Raw genomic sequence first — 15991 nt, 5'->3', positions numbered from 1 at the left:
TGGCCGCGGCCCGGCTGCGCCGGCTGATCGCCGAGTCGGACGACGTGCCCGACCCGCTGCTGCACGAGTTGCGCGCCGCCGCCGACCTGGCCGAGCGCAACGGTCTGCCGATCGAGCTGGTCGCGGTCGGCACGCCGCCGGCGCTGCCGGTCGAGGTGCGTCGGGGCCTCGCCGACCCGCTCACGGCGACGCTCGCCGGCGCCCGTGGCTGGGCCCGGCTGACCGTGGTCGCCGGTCCGGACGAGGTGGTGGTCAGCCTGGTCACACCGGACCACGACGGCCCGGACGACGGAGTCGCCCCAACGGGCGGGGACGGGCCGGTGGAGCATCTGCACGAGCGGGACGGGGAGATCAGATGGACGCAGACCCGCTGGCGGCGGACGTGAACGCAGGGCGGGCGATCGGGGTGGCGATCGTGGACGACCACCCGGTGGTCATCGACGGGGTGCGCGCCTGGCTGGCCACGGAGCCGCGGCTGCGGGTGCTGGCCACCGGGGACGACCCGGACGCGGTGCTGCGGGCCGCGCCGGACGCCGAGGTGGTGCTGCTCGACCTGCGCCTGCACGGGCGGATGGTGCTCGACAAGCTGGCCGAGCTGAGCGCGGCCGGGCGACGGGTGGTGGTCTACTCCGAGCACACCGACCCGCAGACCATGCTGGCCGCGCTGGACGCCGGGGCGATCGCGTTCCTGGCCAAGCACGAGGGACGCGAGCACTGCGTGGCCACCGTGCTCGCCGCCGCGAGCGACCGTCCGTACGTGCCGCCGGCGCTGGCCGGGGCGATGGTCGGCGACGCCCGTCCGGACCGTCCGTCCCTGTCGGACAAGGAACGCGAGGCGCTGCTGCTGTGGTTCCAGTCGATGTCGAAGGCGTCGGTGGCGCGGCGGATGCAGATCAGCGAGCACACCGTGAAGCAGTACGTCGACCGGGCGCGCATCAAGTACACCCGGGCGGGTCGTCCGGCCGCCACCAAGGCGGCGCTCCTCGCCCGGGCGATCGAGGACGGCCTCGTCCGACCGGAAGATATCGGCATCTACCGGTCGCAGGCGTCGGCCGACCGGCCGACCCCCTAACGGCTGTCATGACAATCACCCCAGGAATCGGCGAGGCTCATCGGTACCGCCAACCGTCACCGGGAGGTCGTACCGTGCCGGAGGACGCCGCACCCTTCTTCATCGGGCCGCACCGGTTCGACGCCGACGACGATCCCACCCGGCCCGTGCTCGACCGGCGCTACGCGCTGGTGCCCGAGCCGGGTGAGCGGCTGCTCGGCCAGCACCGGCTGCCGGTCGCCGGTCACCTGCTCGGCCCGACCGAGGACGTACGCTGCTGGGCCATGCCCGCCCCGGCGTCGATCACGGTGACCGACCGCCGGCTGGCGTACGTCTGCACCGGCTCCGAGCTGTCCCTGGTCCCCGGGCGGGACAGCCGGACGGGCGCCCGGCACCGGCGCACCGTCCGGCTGTCCCGTCTGGTCAGCGGTCAGATCCGCTGGCAGTGGCCGTCCCGGCTGGAGTTGGCCGAGGTCGGCGACGACACGGCGGAGCTGCGCGTGGTCTGCGACGCACTGCGGACCATCCGGCAGCCGGCGCTCGCCCTCAGCGGCCCGGTCGACCTGGTCACCGCGCTGGCCCGGCAGGTGCGCCGCTCGGTGGCCGGCTTCCGGCTGGCCCATCCCGACCTGGTGGACCTGTCCCCGCCGGAGCGGGACGTCCTCGCCACCCGGGTGGCCGCCTCCCCCGGTCCGACGCTCGGCGCGGTGACGTTGCCGGGCTCGCTGCCGGTGGAGTTCCTGTCCCGGGACGACTACTACCGCCCGCTGGCGGTGGACACGCCCGCCTGGCCGGTGGCGGACCTCCCGGTCCGCGACCGTCCCGACTCCGCCTGCTGACGCCTCTCCCCGCCGACCGCCGTCCTGCCGTCCCGCCCGGCGGGCCTGGGCGGCGGGGACGTGGAGGCGGACCGGTCAGGAGGTGCTGCGGGAGCGGCGGTCCGACCGGTCCAGCTCGGCGGCCTGCTCGGGGGTGGGCGCGCTGCCACCCAGGTGCGCCGGCTGCCACCAGGCGTCGTCCGGGCCGGCGGGCTGGTCCGGGTACTCCCGCTGGGCGCGGTCGACAAGCGCCGACAGGCGGGTACGCAGGTCGGCGGTCATGGCGTTGCCGTCCGGATAGGCGGCCGGGTCCATCGGCTCCCCCACCAGGATGGTGATCGGGGTGTGCCGCCGGGTCAGCGTGCGCGGGCGGCCCTTCGTCCACAGCCGCTGGGTGCCCCAGAGCGCGACCGGCAGCAGCGGCACGCCGGCCTCCTGCGCCATCCGGGCCGCGCCGTTCTTCAGGTCCTTGACGGTGAGGGAGCGGCTGATCGTCGCCTCCGGGAAGACGCCCACCACCTCGCCCCGGCGCAACGCGCCGACGGCGGCGGCGTAGGACCCGGCGCCGGCGGCCCGGTTGACCGGGATGTGCTTCATGCCGCGCATCAGCGGCCCGGAGATCCGGTGCCGGAAGACGCTGTCCTTGGCCATGAACCGGACCAGCCGGCGGGACTCGTGCGCGCCGTAGCCGCAGAAGATGAAGTCGAGGTAGCTCACGTGGTTGGACGCCAGCACGGCCCCACCGGTGCGCGGGACATGGTCGCTGCCCTGCACCTCCAGGCGCAGGTCGAGGGCGCGGAACATCGTCTTGGCGGCGGTGATCACGGGCGGGTACACGAGCTCCGGCATCCGGTAACTTTACCCCGGGTAGGTTACGCGACCGTAGGGCCGCTCTGCCCTGGGCAGATCGGGGTGGTTCCCCGGCCCGGCCGCCGCCACGATGACGCCATGACCGAACGCGGCGTGCTGCTCTGGATCCACGGCGGGGGCTGGCGGGCCCGGGCCCACGAGGACGGCGCCGCTCTCGCGTCGCTCGGGCTGCGCGTGGTGCCGGCCAGCTACCGCTTCTCGCACCAGGCCCGCTGGCCGGCCCAGCTCGACGACGTCCGTGCCGCCGCGCGGTCGGCCCGGGTGGGCGGCCTGCCGCTGTTGGTCGGCGGCGACTCGGCCGGCGGGATGCTCGCCCTCCAGGTCGCGTTGCGCGGGGTGGACCGGCCGGGCGACGTGGCGGGCGCGCTGGCGTACTGGGCTCCGGTGGACCCGCTCGACCCGGAACAGCGGCGCCACCGTGCCCCCGGCGACGACCCGTGGACCGACCTGCTGGGCCACCCGCCGGCCGCCGGCGACCCGGCCACCACGGATGCGACGGTCGCCACCCACCTCGGCTCGGGCGTACCGGTGCTGCTGGTGCAGGGGCGCGACGACGTGCCGGTACCGGCCGCCCAGGCGGTCGGGCTGGCCGGCCGGCTGCTCTCCGCCGGGCACCCGACGCACCTGTGGCTCACCCACGGCGGCCACGCGCTCGACCTGGCCCGGCCCGACCTGCGCGCCGTCGCCGCCGCGTTCCTGGACGGCGTCCTGCCGGAGGTCCCGGCCGACTAGGTTCTACAGGCATGCCCGACCTCGCCGCGATCGTCATCCACTGCCGGGATCCCTACCTGCTCGCCCCGTTCTGGAGCGCGGTCAGTGGGCTGCCCGTGGTCGAGGCGGACCGGACGAAGCTCGCCGACCGTACGCTCGGGCCGACCGAGGCGGTGCTGCTGCGCGACCCGCACGGGCGGCGGCCCGACCTGTGGATCAGCCCCGCCGCCGAGCTGCCCGCGCCCGGCCGGATCCACCTGGACCTGATCGGCGACGCGGAGGAACGGGCCGCCGTGCTGGAGGCCGGCGCGACGGTGGTGCGCGAACTGCCCCGGTGGACGGTGCTGGCCGACCCGGAGGGCAACGAGTTCTGCCTGCTGCCGCCGAACGAGGCCCACGCCGCCTCGCCGCCACCCGGGCACTGACCGACGTTCTCAGTCGCCCAGCTTGTGCAGGTCCAGCCGGCCGCGGGCGAACGCGTCCACCCGACCCCAGCGACCGGGGATGTCCAGCACCTCGATCCGCCCCATCCCCACCGGCAGCCGCGGATCCACCGCCAGGTGGCCCTCGTGCGGCTCCAGCCCGAGCATGGTGCGGATCAGCAGCAGCGGCGCGCCCGTCGACCAGGCCTGCGGGCTGCACGCCGTCGGATACTCCACCGGGAACTTGGTCAGGTCCCGCTGGTAACCGCCGAACGCCTCCGGCAGCCTGCCGTCGAAGTAGGTGGCCGCGTCCAGGATGCCGTTGGCGACGGTGGCCGCCTCCTCGGCGAAGCCGTACCGGCGCAGGCCCCACGCCACGAACGAGTTGTCGAACGGCCAGATCGTGCCGTTGTGGTAGCCGATCGGGTTGTAGCGGACCTCGCCCTCGGCCAACGTCCGCACGCCCCAACCCGACCAGAGCCGGGGACCCACCAGGTGTTTGGCGATCATCGGTGCCCGCTCGTCGTCGACGATCCCGCTCCACAGCAGGTGCCCGATGTTGGAGCTGAGCACGTCGCACTGGCGTCCCTCCGGGTCCAGGGCGAGCGCGTAGAAACCACCGTCGGACACCCACCAGTCGCGGTTGAACCGCGCCTTCAGCTCCGCCGCCTCCCGCTCCAACTGATCGGCGTACGCCGGATCGCCCCAGAACTCCCGGGCCATCCGGGCGGCGCGCATCTTCGCGTCGTACGCGTAGCCCTGCACCTCGCAGGAGGCGCGCGGGAACGGCGGCAGCGTGCCGTCGGCGTACGAGATGGAGTCCCAGGAGTCCTTCCAGCACTGGTTCTCCAGGCCGGTGTCGGTGTTGCGCCGCTCGTACCAGATGTAGCCGTTGCCGATCAGGTCGGCGTAGTCGTCGATCCACTTCAGCGCGGCGCGGCACTCCCGTTCCAGCTCCCGGACCAGCGCGACGTCGCCGCTCCACTTCTCGTACTCGTCGAGCAGCACCACGAACAGCGGGGTGGCGTCCACCGAGCCGTAGTACGGCGAGTGCGGCTGCTCCTCGAACGCGGCGGTCTCGCCGTACCGCATCTCGTGCAGGATCCGGCCCGGGTCCTCGTCCCGGAAGTCGTCGAACCGGGTGCCCTGCAACGCGGCGAGGATGCGCAGCGTGGTCTTCGACATCTCCGGTGCGAACGGCAGCACCTGGAGGCAGGTGAGGATGCTGTCCCGGCCGAACATGGTCATGAACCAGGGCAGGCCGGCGGCGGGCAGCGTCTGCCCGCCGAGGGACAGCGGTGAGAAGCGCAGCGCGGCGAGGTCGACCAGGCTCCGCCGGTACGTCGCGGCCACCCGGCCGTGCTCGCTGTTCACCTTCGGCGCCCGGTCGATCCACTCCTCCAGGTCGTGCTGGAGCGCGAGCCGCTCGGTGCCGTGCGCGCGCAGCCCCATCCGCAGGTCCCGGCCGCCCGGACCGATGGCGAACGTCTGCACGTCGATGAGCACGTCCCACTGCTCGTTCGGCTCCAGGTGGATGCTCCAGGCGAAGCCCTTGCGGTCGTAGCGGGCCGGCTGGTTCGCGGAGACCACCGTCTCCCGCTTGAAGTTGCCGCGCCGGTAGCCCAGGCGCAGCCGGTCGGACTCCGCCTCGGAGTACAGCTCGCCCTTCTTGTTCAGGATCTCGTCCTTGACCTGGAAGAGGTCGGCGAAGTCGGAGCCGGCGTCCATCCGGATCTCCAGGTCGACCGGCTTCTCGTCGTGGTTGAGGATGGTCAGCGTCTCCCGGAAGCTGCCACCCACCGCCCGCTCACGGATGATCGACAGCTTCGCGTCGACGTAGTGCGTGGCCATTCCGGGCACCAGGAAGAACCGGGCCTCGTAGTACTGGAGGTCGTCGTAGGACAGCGCGTTGAGCCGCTCGCCGTTGACCGTCAGCACCCACTTGGACAGGTAGCGGGTGTCCAGCGAGAAGAGGCCGGTCGGCTCGCTCGGCGTGGCCTCGATGTCACCGGTGTCCTCGGAGACCACGAAGGTGTTGCCGTCCAGGATCCGGACGGTGTTGGTCCCGGGCATCAGGCGGCCCTCCTCTGGAAGGTGTGGTGCGGCCCCCGGGAGTTCGGCGGACCGGGGAAGACCCGCTCGACCTGGAGCACCAGTCGCAGGTCACCGACGACTGTCATGTCGCCCCGCAGCAGCGCCGCGATGGCGTTCTCCTCGCCGCCGACCAGTTCGGCGAAGAGCCGGGGCTCGGTGCCGACCACGGTGTCCGCCTCCCCGTCCTCCTGCCGCACGCGCAGGTTGCCCCGGTCGATCTCCAGCAACCAGTGCGTGGTCTGCGCGCCCTCGTGCAGGTCGAACCGGAGCGTCCCGGACGTCTTGACCAGCAGCGGCTCGAACCCCCGCCGGTCCAGGTCCTCGAAGAATCTCGTGGTCATGTCCACCATCCGGCCGACTCCTCCCGCGATCCCGGCCTCCTCCGTCCGAGCACGGGTCCCCGTCGGGTGCCGGGGTCAACCTCGCCCGATCCGGGTGAGGCAGGCGGTCGGCGTACGCGAGACGCCGGCCCCCGAACCGGGAGCCGGCGTCACCGCGTGGACCTGTCAGTTGTTGGGGTCGTCGGCGCTGATGTCCGCGAGCACCGACTGGGGTTCCCGTTCCACCGCCAGGTCACCCATCGAGATCAGTCCGACCAGCCGCCCGTCGTCGATCACCGGGAGCCGGCGCACCGCGTAGGTGCGCATCAGGTCGGCGGCGGCGACCGCGTCGTCGTACTGGCTCACCGTCACCACGTCCCTGCTGGTGATCTGGTTGAGCGTGGTCGAGCTGGGGTTCATGTCCTCGGCCACGCCGCGGACCGTGATGTCCCGGTCCGTGACGATGCCGATCACGTTGTCGCCGTCGGTCACCACCACGTCGCCGATGGCGCTGTCGCGCATCTCCTGCGCGGCGGCGGTGAGCGTGTCGTTGCCGTCCATCGTCACCAACCGGGTCGTCATGAACTCTCCGACCGTTGTCATGGTGCTCCCCTCTCGGTGTCGGCACCGCCGTCTACCCGCCGCCCGAGGCGGGTAACGCCTGCCGCTTCACCGCCGGTGCCGCAGCCGCCGGAGCAGGCCGTAGGAGCCGTTGCTGGTCAGCCCGTAGAAGAGCGGCAGCAGCAGGAGCACCACCAGCGCCACCGGCACGCTCACCCACCACCCCACCGCGCCGGCGATCGCGTACGCGACCACGCCGAGCGCCGCCCGGATCCGTTCGGCCTCGAAGAACCGGGCGGTCACGCCCGCCTGCAGCAGCTCCCGGTGCCGGCTCAGGTAGTGGTAGAGCCAGAGCCAGGCCGCCGAGAGGACGATGCCGACAACCGCGTACGCGGCGACGGCGACCCGTTCGTCGAAGGCGTCACCCTTCTCCACCGCGCGGGAGACGAGCGCGGTGACGAAGGGCAGCAGCGCCACGCTGAACAGCACCCCGAGGTTGGCCCAGTGCAGGCCCCGGTCGGCGCAGCGGACCCGGTGGAACGTCCCCTTGTGGTTCAGCCAGTTCACGGCCACGTACAGGTAGGACGTGACGTAGGCGAGGTAGACCGGCCACTGGTCGAGCAGCGAGTGCAGCATCCCGCCCGGCGCCGACTCGGGCACGCGCAGGTCGAGCACCAGCAGGGTGATGACGATGGCGAAGACCGCGTCGCTGAAGCCGATCGCCCGGGCCGTGTCCGAGCGCAGCCCGGCCTCGATCTCGACCTCGTCGACGTCCTCCGAGTCCCGTCCGGCCGCCATGGTTCCTCCCGCCCGCCGGCGTGGTTCACCGACGACCGGGCCCGCATACCCGCTGCGGGGGCGTCCGTGCGGTCACGGACGCCCCCGCAGCGATTCGACGCCCCGGCGCCGAGCCGGGCTCAGCGTTCGGCGGCGACCAGCTCGGCGAGCTGCACGGCGTTGAGCGCCGCACCCTTGCGCAGGTTGTCGTTGGCGCAGAACAGCGCGAGCCCGTGCGCGACGGTCTCGTCGACCCGGATCCGGCCGACGTACGTCGGGTCCTGGCCGGCCGCCTCCAGCGGTGTGGGCACGTCGCGCAGCGCCACCCCGGGCGCGCCGTCGAGCAGCTCCCGGGCGCGGGCCGGGTCGATCGGCCGGGCGAAGCGGGCGTTGATCTGCAACGAGTGACCGGTGAACACCGGCACCCGCACGCAGGTCCCGGAGACCTTGAGGCCGGGGATCTCCAGGATCTTGCGGCTCTCGTTGCGCAGCTTCTGCTCCTCGTCGGTCTCGTCGGAGCCGTCGTCGACGATCGAGCCGGCGAGCGGAAGCACGTTGAACGCGATCGGGGCGGCGAACGACCGGGGCGCCGGGAACGGCACGGCCGAGCCGTCGAAGGCGAGCGCGCTCGCGTCCTCGGCCACCTTGCGGACCTGCTCGTCCAGCTCGGCGACGCCGGCCAGGCCGGCGCCGGAGACCGCCTGGTAGGTGGCGACGACGAGGCTGACCAGCTCGGCCTCGGCGTGCAGCGGGCGCAGCACCGGCATGGCGGCCATCGTGGTGCAGTTCGGGTTCGCCACGATGCCCTTGGGACGGTCGGCGAGGGCGTGCGGGTTGACCTCGGCGACCACCAGCGGCACCTCGGGGTCCATCCGGAACGCGGAGGAGTTGTCGATCACCACCGCGCCGGCCTCGGCGACCCGGGGGGCGAGTTCCCGCGCCGTGCCCTTGCCCGCCGAGAAGAGCACGATGTCCAGCCCGCGGTAGTCCGCGGTGGCCGCGTCCTCGACTGTCACCTCGCCGTCGCGCCAGGGCAGGGTGCGCCCGGCCGACCGGGCCGAGGCGAACAGCCGCACCTGCTCCGCCGGGAACTCGCGCTCCGCCAGCACCTGCCGCATGACGCCACCGACCTGGCCGGTGGCTCCCACAATGCCGATCCTCATGCCCGCGAGGCTACCCAGCCGGGCGGGGCGGGCGGGAAGCCTTTCCCAGCGCGCGGGCCGGGGCGACGGGAATCACACGTCCCGCCGCCCCGCCCGGTCAGGTGTGGTCGACCACCTCGCCGAGGCCGGCGGCCACCAGCTCGTCCCGGATCACCGCCGCGTCCCCCTCGACGACGAGCGTCAGCGACTCCGGGTGCAGGTGGGCGGCGGCCGCCGCGGACACCTCCTCGACGGTCGCCGCGAGCAGCGCCTCGCGCAGCCGCGCGTGGTAGTCGTCCGGCAGGTCGTGCACCACGAGCGTGGTCAGCGCCGAGGCGATGGCCCGCGGGCTCTGCAACTCGACCGAGAGCTGACCGGCCCGCCACGAGCGGGCCACCTCCAGCTCCTCCTCGGTGACCCCGGTCAGCTGGGTACGCGACACCTCACCGACCGACTCGACGAGCGCCGGCGCGGTCACCGCGGTCTGCACGCCGGAGGTGACCGCGAAGCGGCCGAAGCGCCGGGACGAGGCGAAGTCGCCCCGGATCCCGTACGTGTAGCCGCGCACCTCGCGGATCAGGTGGTTGAGCCGGGACGTGAACGCGCCGCCGAGCACGGTGCCGGCCAGCGTCATCGGCACGTGGTCGGGGTGGGCCCGGTGCGGGGACGGGTGACCGAGCCGCAGCGTGGACTGCACCGAGCCGGGCCGGTCGACCAGGATGACCCGCCGCCGACCGGCCAGCGGCACCTCGATCGGGCCGCCCCGGTCGACCGGACCGCCGCCGGTGCCGGCGAACGCGGTCGCGCCGAGCGCGTCCAGGTCGATCCGCTCCAGGTCGCCGGCGACGATCAGGGTGCCGGGGCGGATGAACCACTCGGAGTGGAAGACGGTCACGTCGTCCACCTCCAGCGCGGCCACGCTCTCCGGGTCGCCGTAGAGCGGGCGGCCCCACCGGTTGCCGGCGCCGAAGAGGTCGGCACGCAGCACCGCGTCGGCGCGCGGGCCGGGGTTGGCCCAGTCCATCCGCAGCGCGGTCGCCTCGTCGTCGCGGACCCGCAGCACGTCGGTCGGGTCCAGCCTGGGCGTGCGGACCGCCTCGGCCAGCAGCTCCACCGCGGCGCTCAGCCGGTCGACCGGGACCTGCACGCTGACCTGGAACGAGTCCCAGTCGAGCCCGGCCACCAGCTCGGTGCCGAGCGCCTCGATGGCCAGCGCGTACGCGGTGGCGTCCCGCTGCGCGGTGCCCTCCTCCAGCGCCTTGGCCAGCACCGCGCCGAGCCCCTCCTTGCCGACCGGCTCGCGGCCGGCGCCGCCGTCGAGCAGCAGCAGCGCGACCGCGAGCGTCTGCCCGGGCAGGTGCGCGGCGACCACCTGGCCGCCGGCCACCGTCCGCCGGACCACCTGCGGGAACCGGTAGGCGCGGGCGGCGCCGGGGCCGGGACGGGTGGCGATCAGCGTCATGAGGTCTCCTCGGGCAGGTAGGTCAGGATCACCCGGTCGTCGGCGCCGAGCAGCGCGGCGGCCTGCTCGGCGATCTGCTCGGCGGTGACGGCGAGCCAGCCGGGGAGCCGGTCGGCGGCCCGGGCCGGGTCACCGAACTGGGTGGCGTACCGGCCGAGCGTGTCGGCACGACCGTCGACGGTGGACATCTGCCGCCACCACATGGTGCTCAGCAGGGCCTTGGCCCGGTCCAGCTCGGCGGCGGTCACCGGCACGGTGGCCAGCTCGTCCACCACCTCGGCGAGCCCGTCGCGCAGCCGCTCCGCGGTCACGCCGGGGCGGGCGGTGGCGGTGGCGATCAGCGGCGCGGGGGCGTGCGCCAGGTCCACCCCGTACGCCCCGACCAGGTCCGGCTGGGCGATCCGCTCGCCGTCGGCGAGCCGCTGGTAGAGCCGGCTGCCCCGGCCGCTGCCCAGCACCGTGGCGAGCACGGTGGTCACGTCGTACCCCGGGTCGCCGAACGGGTGGGTGCGGTGCGCGACGTAGACGCGGGGGGCGGGCACGTCGGCGGTGACCGTCTCCACCGCCGGCGTGCCGGTGGCCGGCACGGTCCGCCCGTCCGGGGCGGCCGGGATGTCGGAGCGGGCCGCGAGGCCGCCGAAGTACTTGTCGGCGAGCGCGAACACCTCGGCCGCGTCTGCGTCGCCGACCACCGTCAGCACGGCGTTGTTGGGCGCGTAGTAGGTGCTGTGGAACGCCTGGAACGTGGCCAGGTCGGCGGCGTTCAGGTCGGCCATCGACCCGATCGTGGCGTGGTGGTAGGGGTGGCCGGGCGGGTAGAGCAGCGGCAGCAGCCGCAGCCAGGCGTCGCCGTACGGGACGTTCTCGTAGCGCTGCCGCCGCTCGTTCTTGACCACGTCGCGCTGGTTGTCCAGCGTCTCCTGGGTCAGCGCCGGCACCAGGCCGCCCATCCGGTCGGCCTCCAGCCAGAGCGCCAGCTCCAGGTGCTCGGCCGGGACGGTCTCGAAGTAGTTGGTCCGGTCCGGGTTGGTGGTCGCGTTCAGCGAGCCGCCCGCGCCCTGGATCAGCTTCATGTGCTCGGTCTTCGCCACGTTCACCGAGCCCTCGAACATCAGGTGCTCGAAGAGGTGGGCGAAGCCGGTCTGGCCCGCCGGTTCGTGGCGCGAACCCACGTCGTACCAGAGGTTGACCGCCACGGCCGGGGCGGTGCGGTCCTCACTCACCACCACACGCAGGCCGTTGTCCAGTCGGGTCGTCTCGATCGGCCAGGGGTAACCGCTGTCGGGCATGGCACGACGCTATCCGATCCCGGGGGCGGAAAGGTGACGCGCGGGGAGCATCGTCGTCGCGCGCCGGGGTACCCGAGCGGCATGGCCACCCCCGTACCGTCCGCCGTCGAGCGGGCCGCCGCCGCGCTGGCCCGCCTCCGGCACGCCCGGCTGCTCCATCCCGCCGGCCGCACCTTCGCCGGCGAGGTGCTGATCTGGGGTACGTCGGGACCGCCGACCGGGGTGCCGCTGCTGGACCTGCCGGGCCGGTGGCCGGCCACGGTCCGCCTGTCCAAGGGGGTGCCCACGCCGGCCGGCTGGCCGGACGTGCTGGGCGTGGCGGTCCGCCTGCACCGGGACCCCGAGCCGCCGGTGGACCTGCTGGTCAGCTCCAGCGGCGCCGCGCCGGTGCTGCGGAACCTGCCGCTGCCCCGGCGGCGTCTCACCGGGACGTACACGTCGATCATGGCGTTCCGCGCCGGGACGCGGCGGCTGTTCCTCGCCGCGCTGGCCGACCCGGACTCGCCCGACCTGGGTCGGTCGCTGGCCGAGGCAGACGCGGCGGTGGCGGCGGACCAGCCCCGGCTGGTGCTCGCGGTGGCCTCGGCGGTGGGCCCGTGGCGACCGTTCGGCGAGGTGTGCCTGGACGGGCGACGCGGCGCCCCGGAGGACGCCGCGCTCGCCTTCGACCCGGTCGGCAACGTGCCACCGGGCCTGCGCCTGGCCGGTCCGCTGGCCCGGCTGCGGGACGCCGGCTACCGGGGGTCGCGTCGGGGCCGGGGCGTCGGGCTCAGTCGGGGGGCTCGATCGGGGTGACGGTCTCCTCGGAGGTGCGGTGCTCCAGCACCGTGTCGGGGGCGGCGTTGCGGTCCTCCTCGCGGAGGTCGGACTCGGCGAGGATCGCGTCGGCCTGGGCCTCCGGGTCGTCGCTGCCCGCCGCCGCCTCCTCCGGCAGCAGGTGGGCGCGGGAGGAGATCCGGTCCTGGTCGCTCTGGTCGTGGCTCATGGTCGTTCCATACCCCGTGTTCCGCTCTGCGGAACGGAGCGGGACTTCCCGGTGGCGTCGGGTAGGCTTGCCGACGTGACGCGGTCGTATCGATGGTTTAGGCAGCCGGCTGGAGGAGCCGGTGACTCGACCGTGAGCTGACGTCACTTCCTCTTCGAGCCGGCCGGGCAGGGATGATTCCCTGCCCTTTCGCATGCGAGCAGCCGGCTCGACCCCCGGGCGCCGGCCCCGGGGCGCGGTCGGCGGAAGGAATCCCCACCGTGACCACGTCCCCGGACGCCCATCGGGTCATCGACCAGCGGATCGACCGCGTCGTGCCGTTGACCACCCCGGCCCTGCTGCACCACCACCTGCCGCTCGACGCCCCGCTCGCGGACGCCGTCGTGGCCGGCCGGCGCGCGGTCGGCCGGGTGCTGGACCGCGCCGACGACCGGCTGCTGGTGGTGGTCGGCCCGTGCTCGGTGCACGACCCGGCCGCCGCCCTGGAGTACGCGGGACGGCTGCGTGAGGCCGCCGACCGGGTGGCCGACGACCTGCTGGTGGTGATGCGTGTCTACTTCGAGAAGCCGCGCTCGACCGTGGGCTGGAAGGGCCTGATCAACGACCCGGCGCTGGACGGCTCGGGCGACGTGAACACCGGTCTGCGGACCGCGCGGGCGCTGCTGCTCGACGTGCTCCGGCTGGGCCTGCCGGTGGGGTGCGAGTTCCTCGACCCGATCACCCCGCAGTACATCGCCGACACCGTGGCCTGGGGGGCGATCGGCGCCCGGACCGTGGAGAGCCAGGTGCACCGGCAGCTCGCCTCCGGCCTGTCCATGCCGATCGGCATGAAGAACCGGCCCGACGGCAGCATCGCCACCGCCGTGGACGCGATCCGGGCCGCCGGGGTGCCGCACGTCTTCCCGGGAATCGACGTCTCCGGCACCCCGGCGATCATGCACACCCGGGGCAACGCCGACGGTCACCTGGTGCTGCGCGGCGGGGGCGGCCGACCCAACTACGACGCGGAGTCGGTGGCCGGGGCGCTGGACCTGCTGCGCGCGGCCGGCCTGCCGGAGCGGGTCGTGGTGGACGCCAGCCACGCCAACAGCGGCAAGGACCACCGCAACCAGCCGCTGGTGGCCGCCGACGTGGCGGCGCAGCTCGCCGCCGGCCAGCGCGGGATCGTGGGGATCATGCTGGAGAGCTTCCTGCTCTCCGGCCGGCAGGACCTGGACCCGACCCGGGAGCTGGAGTACGGCCGGTCGATCACCGACGCCTGCATCGGCTGGGACACCACCGGCGAGGTCCTCGACCACCTGGCCCAGGCCGTCCGCGCGCGCCGTGCCTCGCTCCCGACCCCGGCCTGAGCGGGGTTGGGGGGAGTTTGACCGGTTCGGGGCCGGGTAGGTGGTCGGCGTGACCGATGACGCGCCCGTGACCGAGCAGCCGGACACCAGGCCGCTCGACGACCTGCTCGACGACCTCTACCACGGCCAGGAGCGGATCACCCAGGCCGACATCTACCGCCGGGCGGTGGCCGCCGAGCTTCCGGCCGAGCTGCTCACCCGGATCGCCGCGCTCCCCCAGGGCGAGTACGCGGTCGACGAGGTGGCCGAGCTGCTGGGCGGCACGGTCGCCTGAACACCCGCCCGACCGAGAGGACCCGACATGACCGACCGCGAGCCCGAGCACGAGCACCTGGCGGCGCTCGGCCAGCCCCCGGAGGGCGTGGACACGCTGCCGGAGCCGGACTTCGCCAACGAGCACGACCGCACCGCGGTGGACCGGGACATCGTCACCGGGGCGGACGAGGACGAGCGCGAGCCGGAGACCTCGCGCGGCTGGGCGGGCGAGGACCACGGCACGACCCCCACCTGATCTGCGGCGGTACGACGACGGGGCCGGCGCACGCGCGCCGGCCCCGTTCCGTCCGTGCTCACTTCTCGTCGTGCCCGCCCTCGGCGGCCTGCTGGGCCACCGCGTAGCCCATCTGGAGGAAGTCGGAGGCGGCCACCGCGGTCAGCGCGGTGGCGACCAGCCGGGTCAGTCGGGGCGCCAGCACCAGGCCGCCGGTGAGCCCGGTGGCCACCCAGACCGCCAGGCAGAACGGGCAGCTCACCAGCTCGCCGAGCGCGTGCCGGGTGGGGCTGCCCTCGTCCCGGACCTGCTCCATCACCTCGCCGCTGCCGATCGGGTGGTCGTAACGGGTGAACGGCGCCCGCAGCGGACTGGTGATCGCGTCCTTCGACAGCAGCCGGCTCAGCTTGTGCGTGGCGATCGAGAGCAGCACCACGTCACCCGGCGAGGGTCGCTCCGGCACCGGCCGCCCGGTCGCCCGGACCAGCCCGACCAGGGCCGCGGTCACCCCGGCGTAGGTACCCATCGCCTTGAGGTAGCCCTCCAGCGGTCGGTGCTCGTGCGGCGCGTACGCCTGGCGCAGGCGCGCCACCTTCTGCTTCAGGCCACTCCCGGTCAACCCGGCCTCCCTCTCGTGCGTCGTGCGGGCCGGGCTCAGCCGGCGGTCAGGTTGTCGGCCACCTCGCGGTCGAGGTTGGCCAGGATCTCGTCGGCCAAGGCGTGGTCGGGACCGGCCAGGTCCAGGCGCACCCGGGCGCCGCCGGCGTCGGCCGGCTCCACGTCGATCTCCGCGGACCAGTCGCGGGCGCTCCAGCGCGCCCGCATGTCCTCGGCGTCGACGACCTCCACCTGGCAGTCACCGGAGCGGCGCAGCTCCTCCGGCAGCCAGGCGGAGGAGCGGTCCGGGTCGGTGGCGGTGTTGAACACCACCTCGGGCGGCGCGGACATGCCGCGCTCGGCGTGGCTGGCCATCAGGCGTCCCGCAGCCGGCTCGGGTCGACCTCCCGGCCCGGGTGCCGGGCCAGGTACTCGGTCTCCAGCTCGGCGGTGCGGCGCAGGTGGTTGGCGAGCGCGGAGTCGGTGGCGTGCCGCAGCGTGTCCAGCCGGGTGCGGTGCAGGCTCTGCATCTCCCGGACCAGGTCCTCGTCGCCCAGCTCGGCGGGGTCCACGCCGAGCAGCTCACCGTCGCCGCTCCCGGTGGTGCGGGCGTGGTCGCCGTCCCACTCGGTGACCCGCTGCTCCGGGCTGGCGTCCCGGCGTACCGATTCGGTCATCGTCGCCCCCTCGTCTCGTTCGGGCTGGCGACTAGACGGATGCCCAGCGGGGGTGCCACCAAACCCCGCGCACCTACGACGCGGCGTCGGAGACGGCGGGCGGTCCCGGTACCCTCGATGGCATGAAGCGGCTCTGGACACCGGCGTGGATCGTCCGCCACGTGGCCATGGTCGTACTGGTGGTGGGCTTTCTCGGCCTGGGTTGGTGGCAGGTGACCCGGGCCGCCGAGGGCAACGCGCTGAGCTTCGGCTACGCGATCGAGTGGCCGGTCTTCGCCGGCTTCGTGGTCTTCGTCTGGTGGCGTGAGGTGCGGCACGCGCTGCGCGCCGCGCCCGGGCCGTCGACCGCGCCGCCGCCGTCGGCGGCCGCCGACCC

The 15991-nt window shown here is 74.0% G+C and carries 20 protein-coding genes and 2 pseudogenes; 10 read left to right on the top strand and 12 right to left on the bottom strand.

Annotated elements, in window-relative coordinates; genetic code table 11:
• The 3 genes and pseudogenes from HUW36_RS10825 to HUW36_RS10815 all read left to right on the top strand — a co-directional run.
• Positions 1 to 386, top strand: a pseudogene (locus tag HUW36_RS10825) (hypothetical protein); the annotation flags it as partial.
• The gene (locus HUW36_RS10820; protein ID WP_099163935.1) at positions 356 to 1072 is read left to right on the top strand and encodes a response regulator; all 717 of its coding nucleotides are present in this window, start codon (positions 356 to 358) and stop codon (positions 1070 to 1072) included. The pseudogene HUW36_RS10825 and the gene HUW36_RS10820, both read left to right, overlap by 31 nt.
• A 74-nt stretch (positions 1073 to 1146) precedes the next feature.
• Positions 1147 to 1890: a hypothetical protein gene (locus HUW36_RS10815; protein WP_246248060.1), complete on the top strand. Its 744-nt coding sequence runs from the start codon at positions 1147 to 1149 to the stop codon at positions 1888 to 1890.
• Between the two features lie 75 nt (positions 1891 to 1965).
• On the opposite strand, the gene HUW36_RS10810 is transcribed toward HUW36_RS10815, so the two are convergent.
• Positions 1966 to 2718 carry a lysophospholipid acyltransferase family protein gene (locus HUW36_RS10810; protein ID WP_174528018.1) on the bottom strand — a complete coding sequence of 251 codons (753 nt, stop codon included), beginning with the start codon at positions 2716 to 2718 and terminating at the stop codon, positions 1966 to 1968.
• 99 nt (positions 2719 to 2817) lie between these two features.
• Here HUW36_RS10810 and HUW36_RS10805 point away from each other — a divergent pair, with 99 nt between their 5' ends.
• The gene (locus HUW36_RS10805; RefSeq protein ID WP_174528017.1) at positions 2818 to 3471 is read left to right on the top strand and encodes an alpha/beta hydrolase; all 654 of its coding nucleotides are present in this window, start codon (positions 2818 to 2820) and stop codon (positions 3469 to 3471) included.
• An 11-nt stretch (positions 3472 to 3482) separates the two neighbouring features.
• Positions 3483 to 3875 (top strand): VOC family protein, encoded by a 393-nt coding sequence (locus HUW36_RS10800; RefSeq protein ID WP_174528016.1) that lies wholly within the window; start codon positions 3483 to 3485, stop codon positions 3873 to 3875.
• Positions 3876 to 3884: 9 nt separating this feature from the next.
• On the opposite strand, the gene HUW36_RS10795 is transcribed toward HUW36_RS10800, so the two are convergent.
• The 7 genes from HUW36_RS10795 to HUW36_RS10765 all read right to left on the bottom strand — a co-directional run bounded on the left by HUW36_RS10795 (position 3885) and on the right by HUW36_RS10765 (position 11517).
• Positions 3885 to 5945, bottom strand: coding sequence for an amylo-alpha-1,6-glucosidase (locus HUW36_RS10795; protein ID WP_174528015.1), 2061 nt, complete (start codon positions 5943 to 5945; stop codon positions 3885 to 3887).
• Positions 5945 to 6316 carry an SCP2 sterol-binding domain-containing protein gene (locus HUW36_RS10790; RefSeq protein ID WP_174528014.1) on the bottom strand — a complete coding sequence of 124 codons (372 nt, stop codon included), beginning with the start codon at positions 6314 to 6316 and terminating at the stop codon, positions 5945 to 5947. Before HUW36_RS10790 ends, HUW36_RS10795 begins: the two co-directional genes overlap by 1 nt.
• Positions 6317 to 6472: 156 nt before the next feature.
• Positions 6473 to 6889, bottom strand: a complete 417-nt coding sequence (locus HUW36_RS10785) for a CBS domain-containing protein (RefSeq protein ID WP_174528013.1) — start codon at positions 6887 to 6889, stop codon at positions 6473 to 6475.
• A 66-nt stretch (positions 6890 to 6955) separates the two neighbouring features.
• Complete coding sequence (locus tag HUW36_RS10780) at positions 6956 to 7645, bottom strand: TMEM175 family protein (protein WP_174528012.1); 690 nt, start codon at positions 7643 to 7645, stop codon at positions 6956 to 6958.
• A gap of 119 nt (positions 7646 to 7764) precedes the next feature.
• Entirely contained in the window at positions 7765 to 8787 is a 1023-nt protein-coding gene (locus HUW36_RS10775; RefSeq protein ID WP_174528011.1) for an aspartate-semialdehyde dehydrogenase, read from the bottom strand.
• Positions 8788 to 8884: 97 nt separating this feature from the next.
• On the bottom strand, positions 8885 to 10228 hold the full coding sequence (locus HUW36_RS10770; RefSeq protein ID WP_174528010.1) for a M16 family metallopeptidase: 1344 nt from the start codon (positions 10226 to 10228) through the stop codon (positions 8885 to 8887).
• Entirely contained in the window at positions 10225 to 11517 is a 1293-nt protein-coding gene (locus HUW36_RS10765; RefSeq protein WP_174528009.1) for a M16 family metallopeptidase, read from the bottom strand. The genes HUW36_RS10770 and HUW36_RS10765 overlap by 4 nt, the downstream gene beginning before the upstream one ends.
• Positions 11518 to 11598: 81 nt before the next feature.
• On the opposite strand from HUW36_RS10765, the gene HUW36_RS10760 reads away from it, so the two are divergent.
• Positions 11599 to 12312 carry a phosphodiesterase gene (locus HUW36_RS10760; RefSeq protein WP_174528008.1) on the top strand — a complete coding sequence of 238 codons (714 nt, stop codon included), beginning with the start codon at positions 11599 to 11601 and terminating at the stop codon, positions 12310 to 12312.
• Here HUW36_RS10760 and HUW36_RS10755 read toward each other — a convergent pair.
• The gene (locus HUW36_RS10755; RefSeq protein ID WP_174528007.1) at positions 12287 to 12502 is read right to left on the bottom strand and encodes a hypothetical protein; all 216 of its coding nucleotides are present in this window, start codon (positions 12500 to 12502) and stop codon (positions 12287 to 12289) included. The genes HUW36_RS10760 and HUW36_RS10755 overlap by 26 nt on opposite strands.
• Positions 12503 to 12753: 251 nt before the next feature.
• Between HUW36_RS10755 and HUW36_RS10750 the strand changes: the two genes are divergently transcribed.
• From HUW36_RS10750 to HUW36_RS10740, 3 genes are read left to right on the top strand one after another with little or no spacing between them, the layout of a single operon-like run.
• Positions 12754 to 13851 carry a 3-deoxy-7-phosphoheptulonate synthase gene (locus HUW36_RS10750; RefSeq protein ID WP_174528019.1) on the top strand — a complete coding sequence of 366 codons (1098 nt, stop codon included), beginning with the start codon at positions 12754 to 12756 and terminating at the stop codon, positions 13849 to 13851.
• A gap of 40 nt (positions 13852 to 13891) precedes the next feature.
• Complete coding sequence (locus HUW36_RS10745; RefSeq protein ID WP_425487233.1) at positions 13892 to 14125, top strand: hypothetical protein; 234 nt, start codon at positions 13892 to 13894, stop codon at positions 14123 to 14125.
• A gap of 27 nt (positions 14126 to 14152) precedes the next feature.
• A complete protein-coding gene (locus HUW36_RS10740) occupies positions 14153 to 14362 on the top strand; it encodes a hypothetical protein (RefSeq protein WP_174528005.1) in 210 nt (69 codons plus the stop codon).
• A 58-nt stretch (positions 14363 to 14420) separates the two neighbouring features.
• On the opposite strand, the gene HUW36_RS10735 is transcribed toward HUW36_RS10740, so the two are convergent.
• Genes HUW36_RS10735 through HUW36_RS10725 form a run of 3 tightly spaced genes read right to left on the bottom strand, consistent with a single transcriptional unit; the run spans position 14421 to position 15615 of the window.
• Positions 14421 to 14960 (bottom strand): DUF1360 domain-containing protein, encoded by a 540-nt coding sequence (locus tag HUW36_RS10735; RefSeq protein WP_174528004.1) that lies wholly within the window; start codon positions 14958 to 14960, stop codon positions 14421 to 14423.
• A gap of 35 nt (positions 14961 to 14995) precedes the next feature.
• On the bottom strand, positions 14996 to 15313 hold the full coding sequence (locus HUW36_RS10730) for a hypothetical protein (RefSeq protein ID WP_174528003.1): 318 nt from the start codon (positions 15311 to 15313) through the stop codon (positions 14996 to 14998).
• Complete coding sequence (locus HUW36_RS10725) at positions 15313 to 15615, bottom strand: DUF6158 family protein (RefSeq protein ID WP_174528002.1); 303 nt, start codon at positions 15613 to 15615, stop codon at positions 15313 to 15315. The genes HUW36_RS10730 and HUW36_RS10725 overlap by 1 nt, the downstream gene beginning before the upstream one ends.
• A 122-nt stretch (positions 15616 to 15737) precedes the next feature.
• On the opposite strand from HUW36_RS10725, the pseudogene HUW36_RS10720 reads away from it, so the two are divergent.
• Positions 15738 to 15991: pseudogene (locus HUW36_RS10720) on the top strand (hypothetical protein); the annotation flags it as partial.

Source organism: Micromonospora maritima (genome assembly GCF_902825405.1).
In the GTDB taxonomy this organism is placed as follows: domain Bacteria; phylum Actinomycetota; class Actinomycetes; order Mycobacteriales; family Micromonosporaceae; genus Micromonospora; species Micromonospora maritima.
This window is presented reverse-complemented; position numbering and strand designations above follow the sequence as displayed.

What these genes read in the sequence shown, in the direction of transcription:
- HUW36_RS10820 (WP_099163935.1), top strand. Translation starts at nt 356, where the DNA reads ATGGACGCAGACCCGCTGGCGGCGGACGTGAACGCAGGGCGGGCGATC.
- HUW36_RS10810 (WP_174528018.1), bottom strand. Translation starts at nt 2,718, where the DNA reads ATGCCGGAGCTCGTGTACCCGCCCGTGATCACCGCCGCCAAGACGATG.
- HUW36_RS10805 (WP_174528017.1), top strand. Translation starts at nt 2,818, where the DNA reads ATGACCGAACGCGGCGTGCTGCTCTGGATCCACGGCGGGGGCTGGCGG.
- HUW36_RS10800 (WP_174528016.1), top strand. Translation starts at nt 3,483, where the DNA reads ATGCCCGACCTCGCCGCGATCGTCATCCACTGCCGGGATCCCTACCTG.
- HUW36_RS10795 (WP_174528015.1), bottom strand. Translation starts at nt 5,945, where the DNA reads ATGCCCGGGACCAACACCGTCCGGATCCTGGACGGCAACACCTTCGTG.
- HUW36_RS10790 (WP_174528014.1), bottom strand. Translation starts at nt 6,316, where the DNA reads ATGGTGGACATGACCACGAGATTCTTCGAGGACCTGGACCGGCGGGGG.
- HUW36_RS10785 (WP_174528013.1), bottom strand. Translation starts at nt 6,889, where the DNA reads ATGACAACGGTCGGAGAGTTCATGACGACCCGGTTGGTGACGATGGAC.
- HUW36_RS10780 (WP_174528012.1), bottom strand. Translation starts at nt 7,645, where the DNA reads ATGGCGGCCGGACGGGACTCGGAGGACGTCGACGAGGTCGAGATCGAG.
- HUW36_RS10775 (WP_174528011.1), bottom strand. Translation starts at nt 8,787, where the DNA reads ATGAGGATCGGCATTGTGGGAGCCACCGGCCAGGTCGGTGGCGTCATG.
- HUW36_RS10770 (WP_174528010.1), bottom strand. Translation starts at nt 10,228, where the DNA reads ATGACGCTGATCGCCACCCGTCCCGGCCCCGGCGCCGCCCGCGCCTAC.
- HUW36_RS10765 (WP_174528009.1), bottom strand. Translation starts at nt 11,517, where the DNA reads ATGCCCGACAGCGGTTACCCCTGGCCGATCGAGACGACCCGACTGGAC.
- HUW36_RS10760 (WP_174528008.1), top strand. Translation starts at nt 11,599, where the DNA reads ATGGCCACCCCCGTACCGTCCGCCGTCGAGCGGGCCGCCGCCGCGCTG.
- HUW36_RS10755 (WP_174528007.1), bottom strand. Translation starts at nt 12,502, where the DNA reads ATGAGCCACGACCAGAGCGACCAGGACCGGATCTCCTCCCGCGCCCAC.
- HUW36_RS10740 (WP_174528005.1), top strand. Translation starts at nt 14,153, where the DNA reads ATGACCGACCGCGAGCCCGAGCACGAGCACCTGGCGGCGCTCGGCCAG.
- HUW36_RS10730 (WP_174528003.1), bottom strand. Translation starts at nt 15,313, where the DNA reads ATGGCCAGCCACGCCGAGCGCGGCATGTCCGCGCCGCCCGAGGTGGTG.
- HUW36_RS10725 (WP_174528002.1), bottom strand. Translation starts at nt 15,615, where the DNA reads ATGACCGAATCGGTACGCCGGGACGCCAGCCCGGAGCAGCGGGTCACC.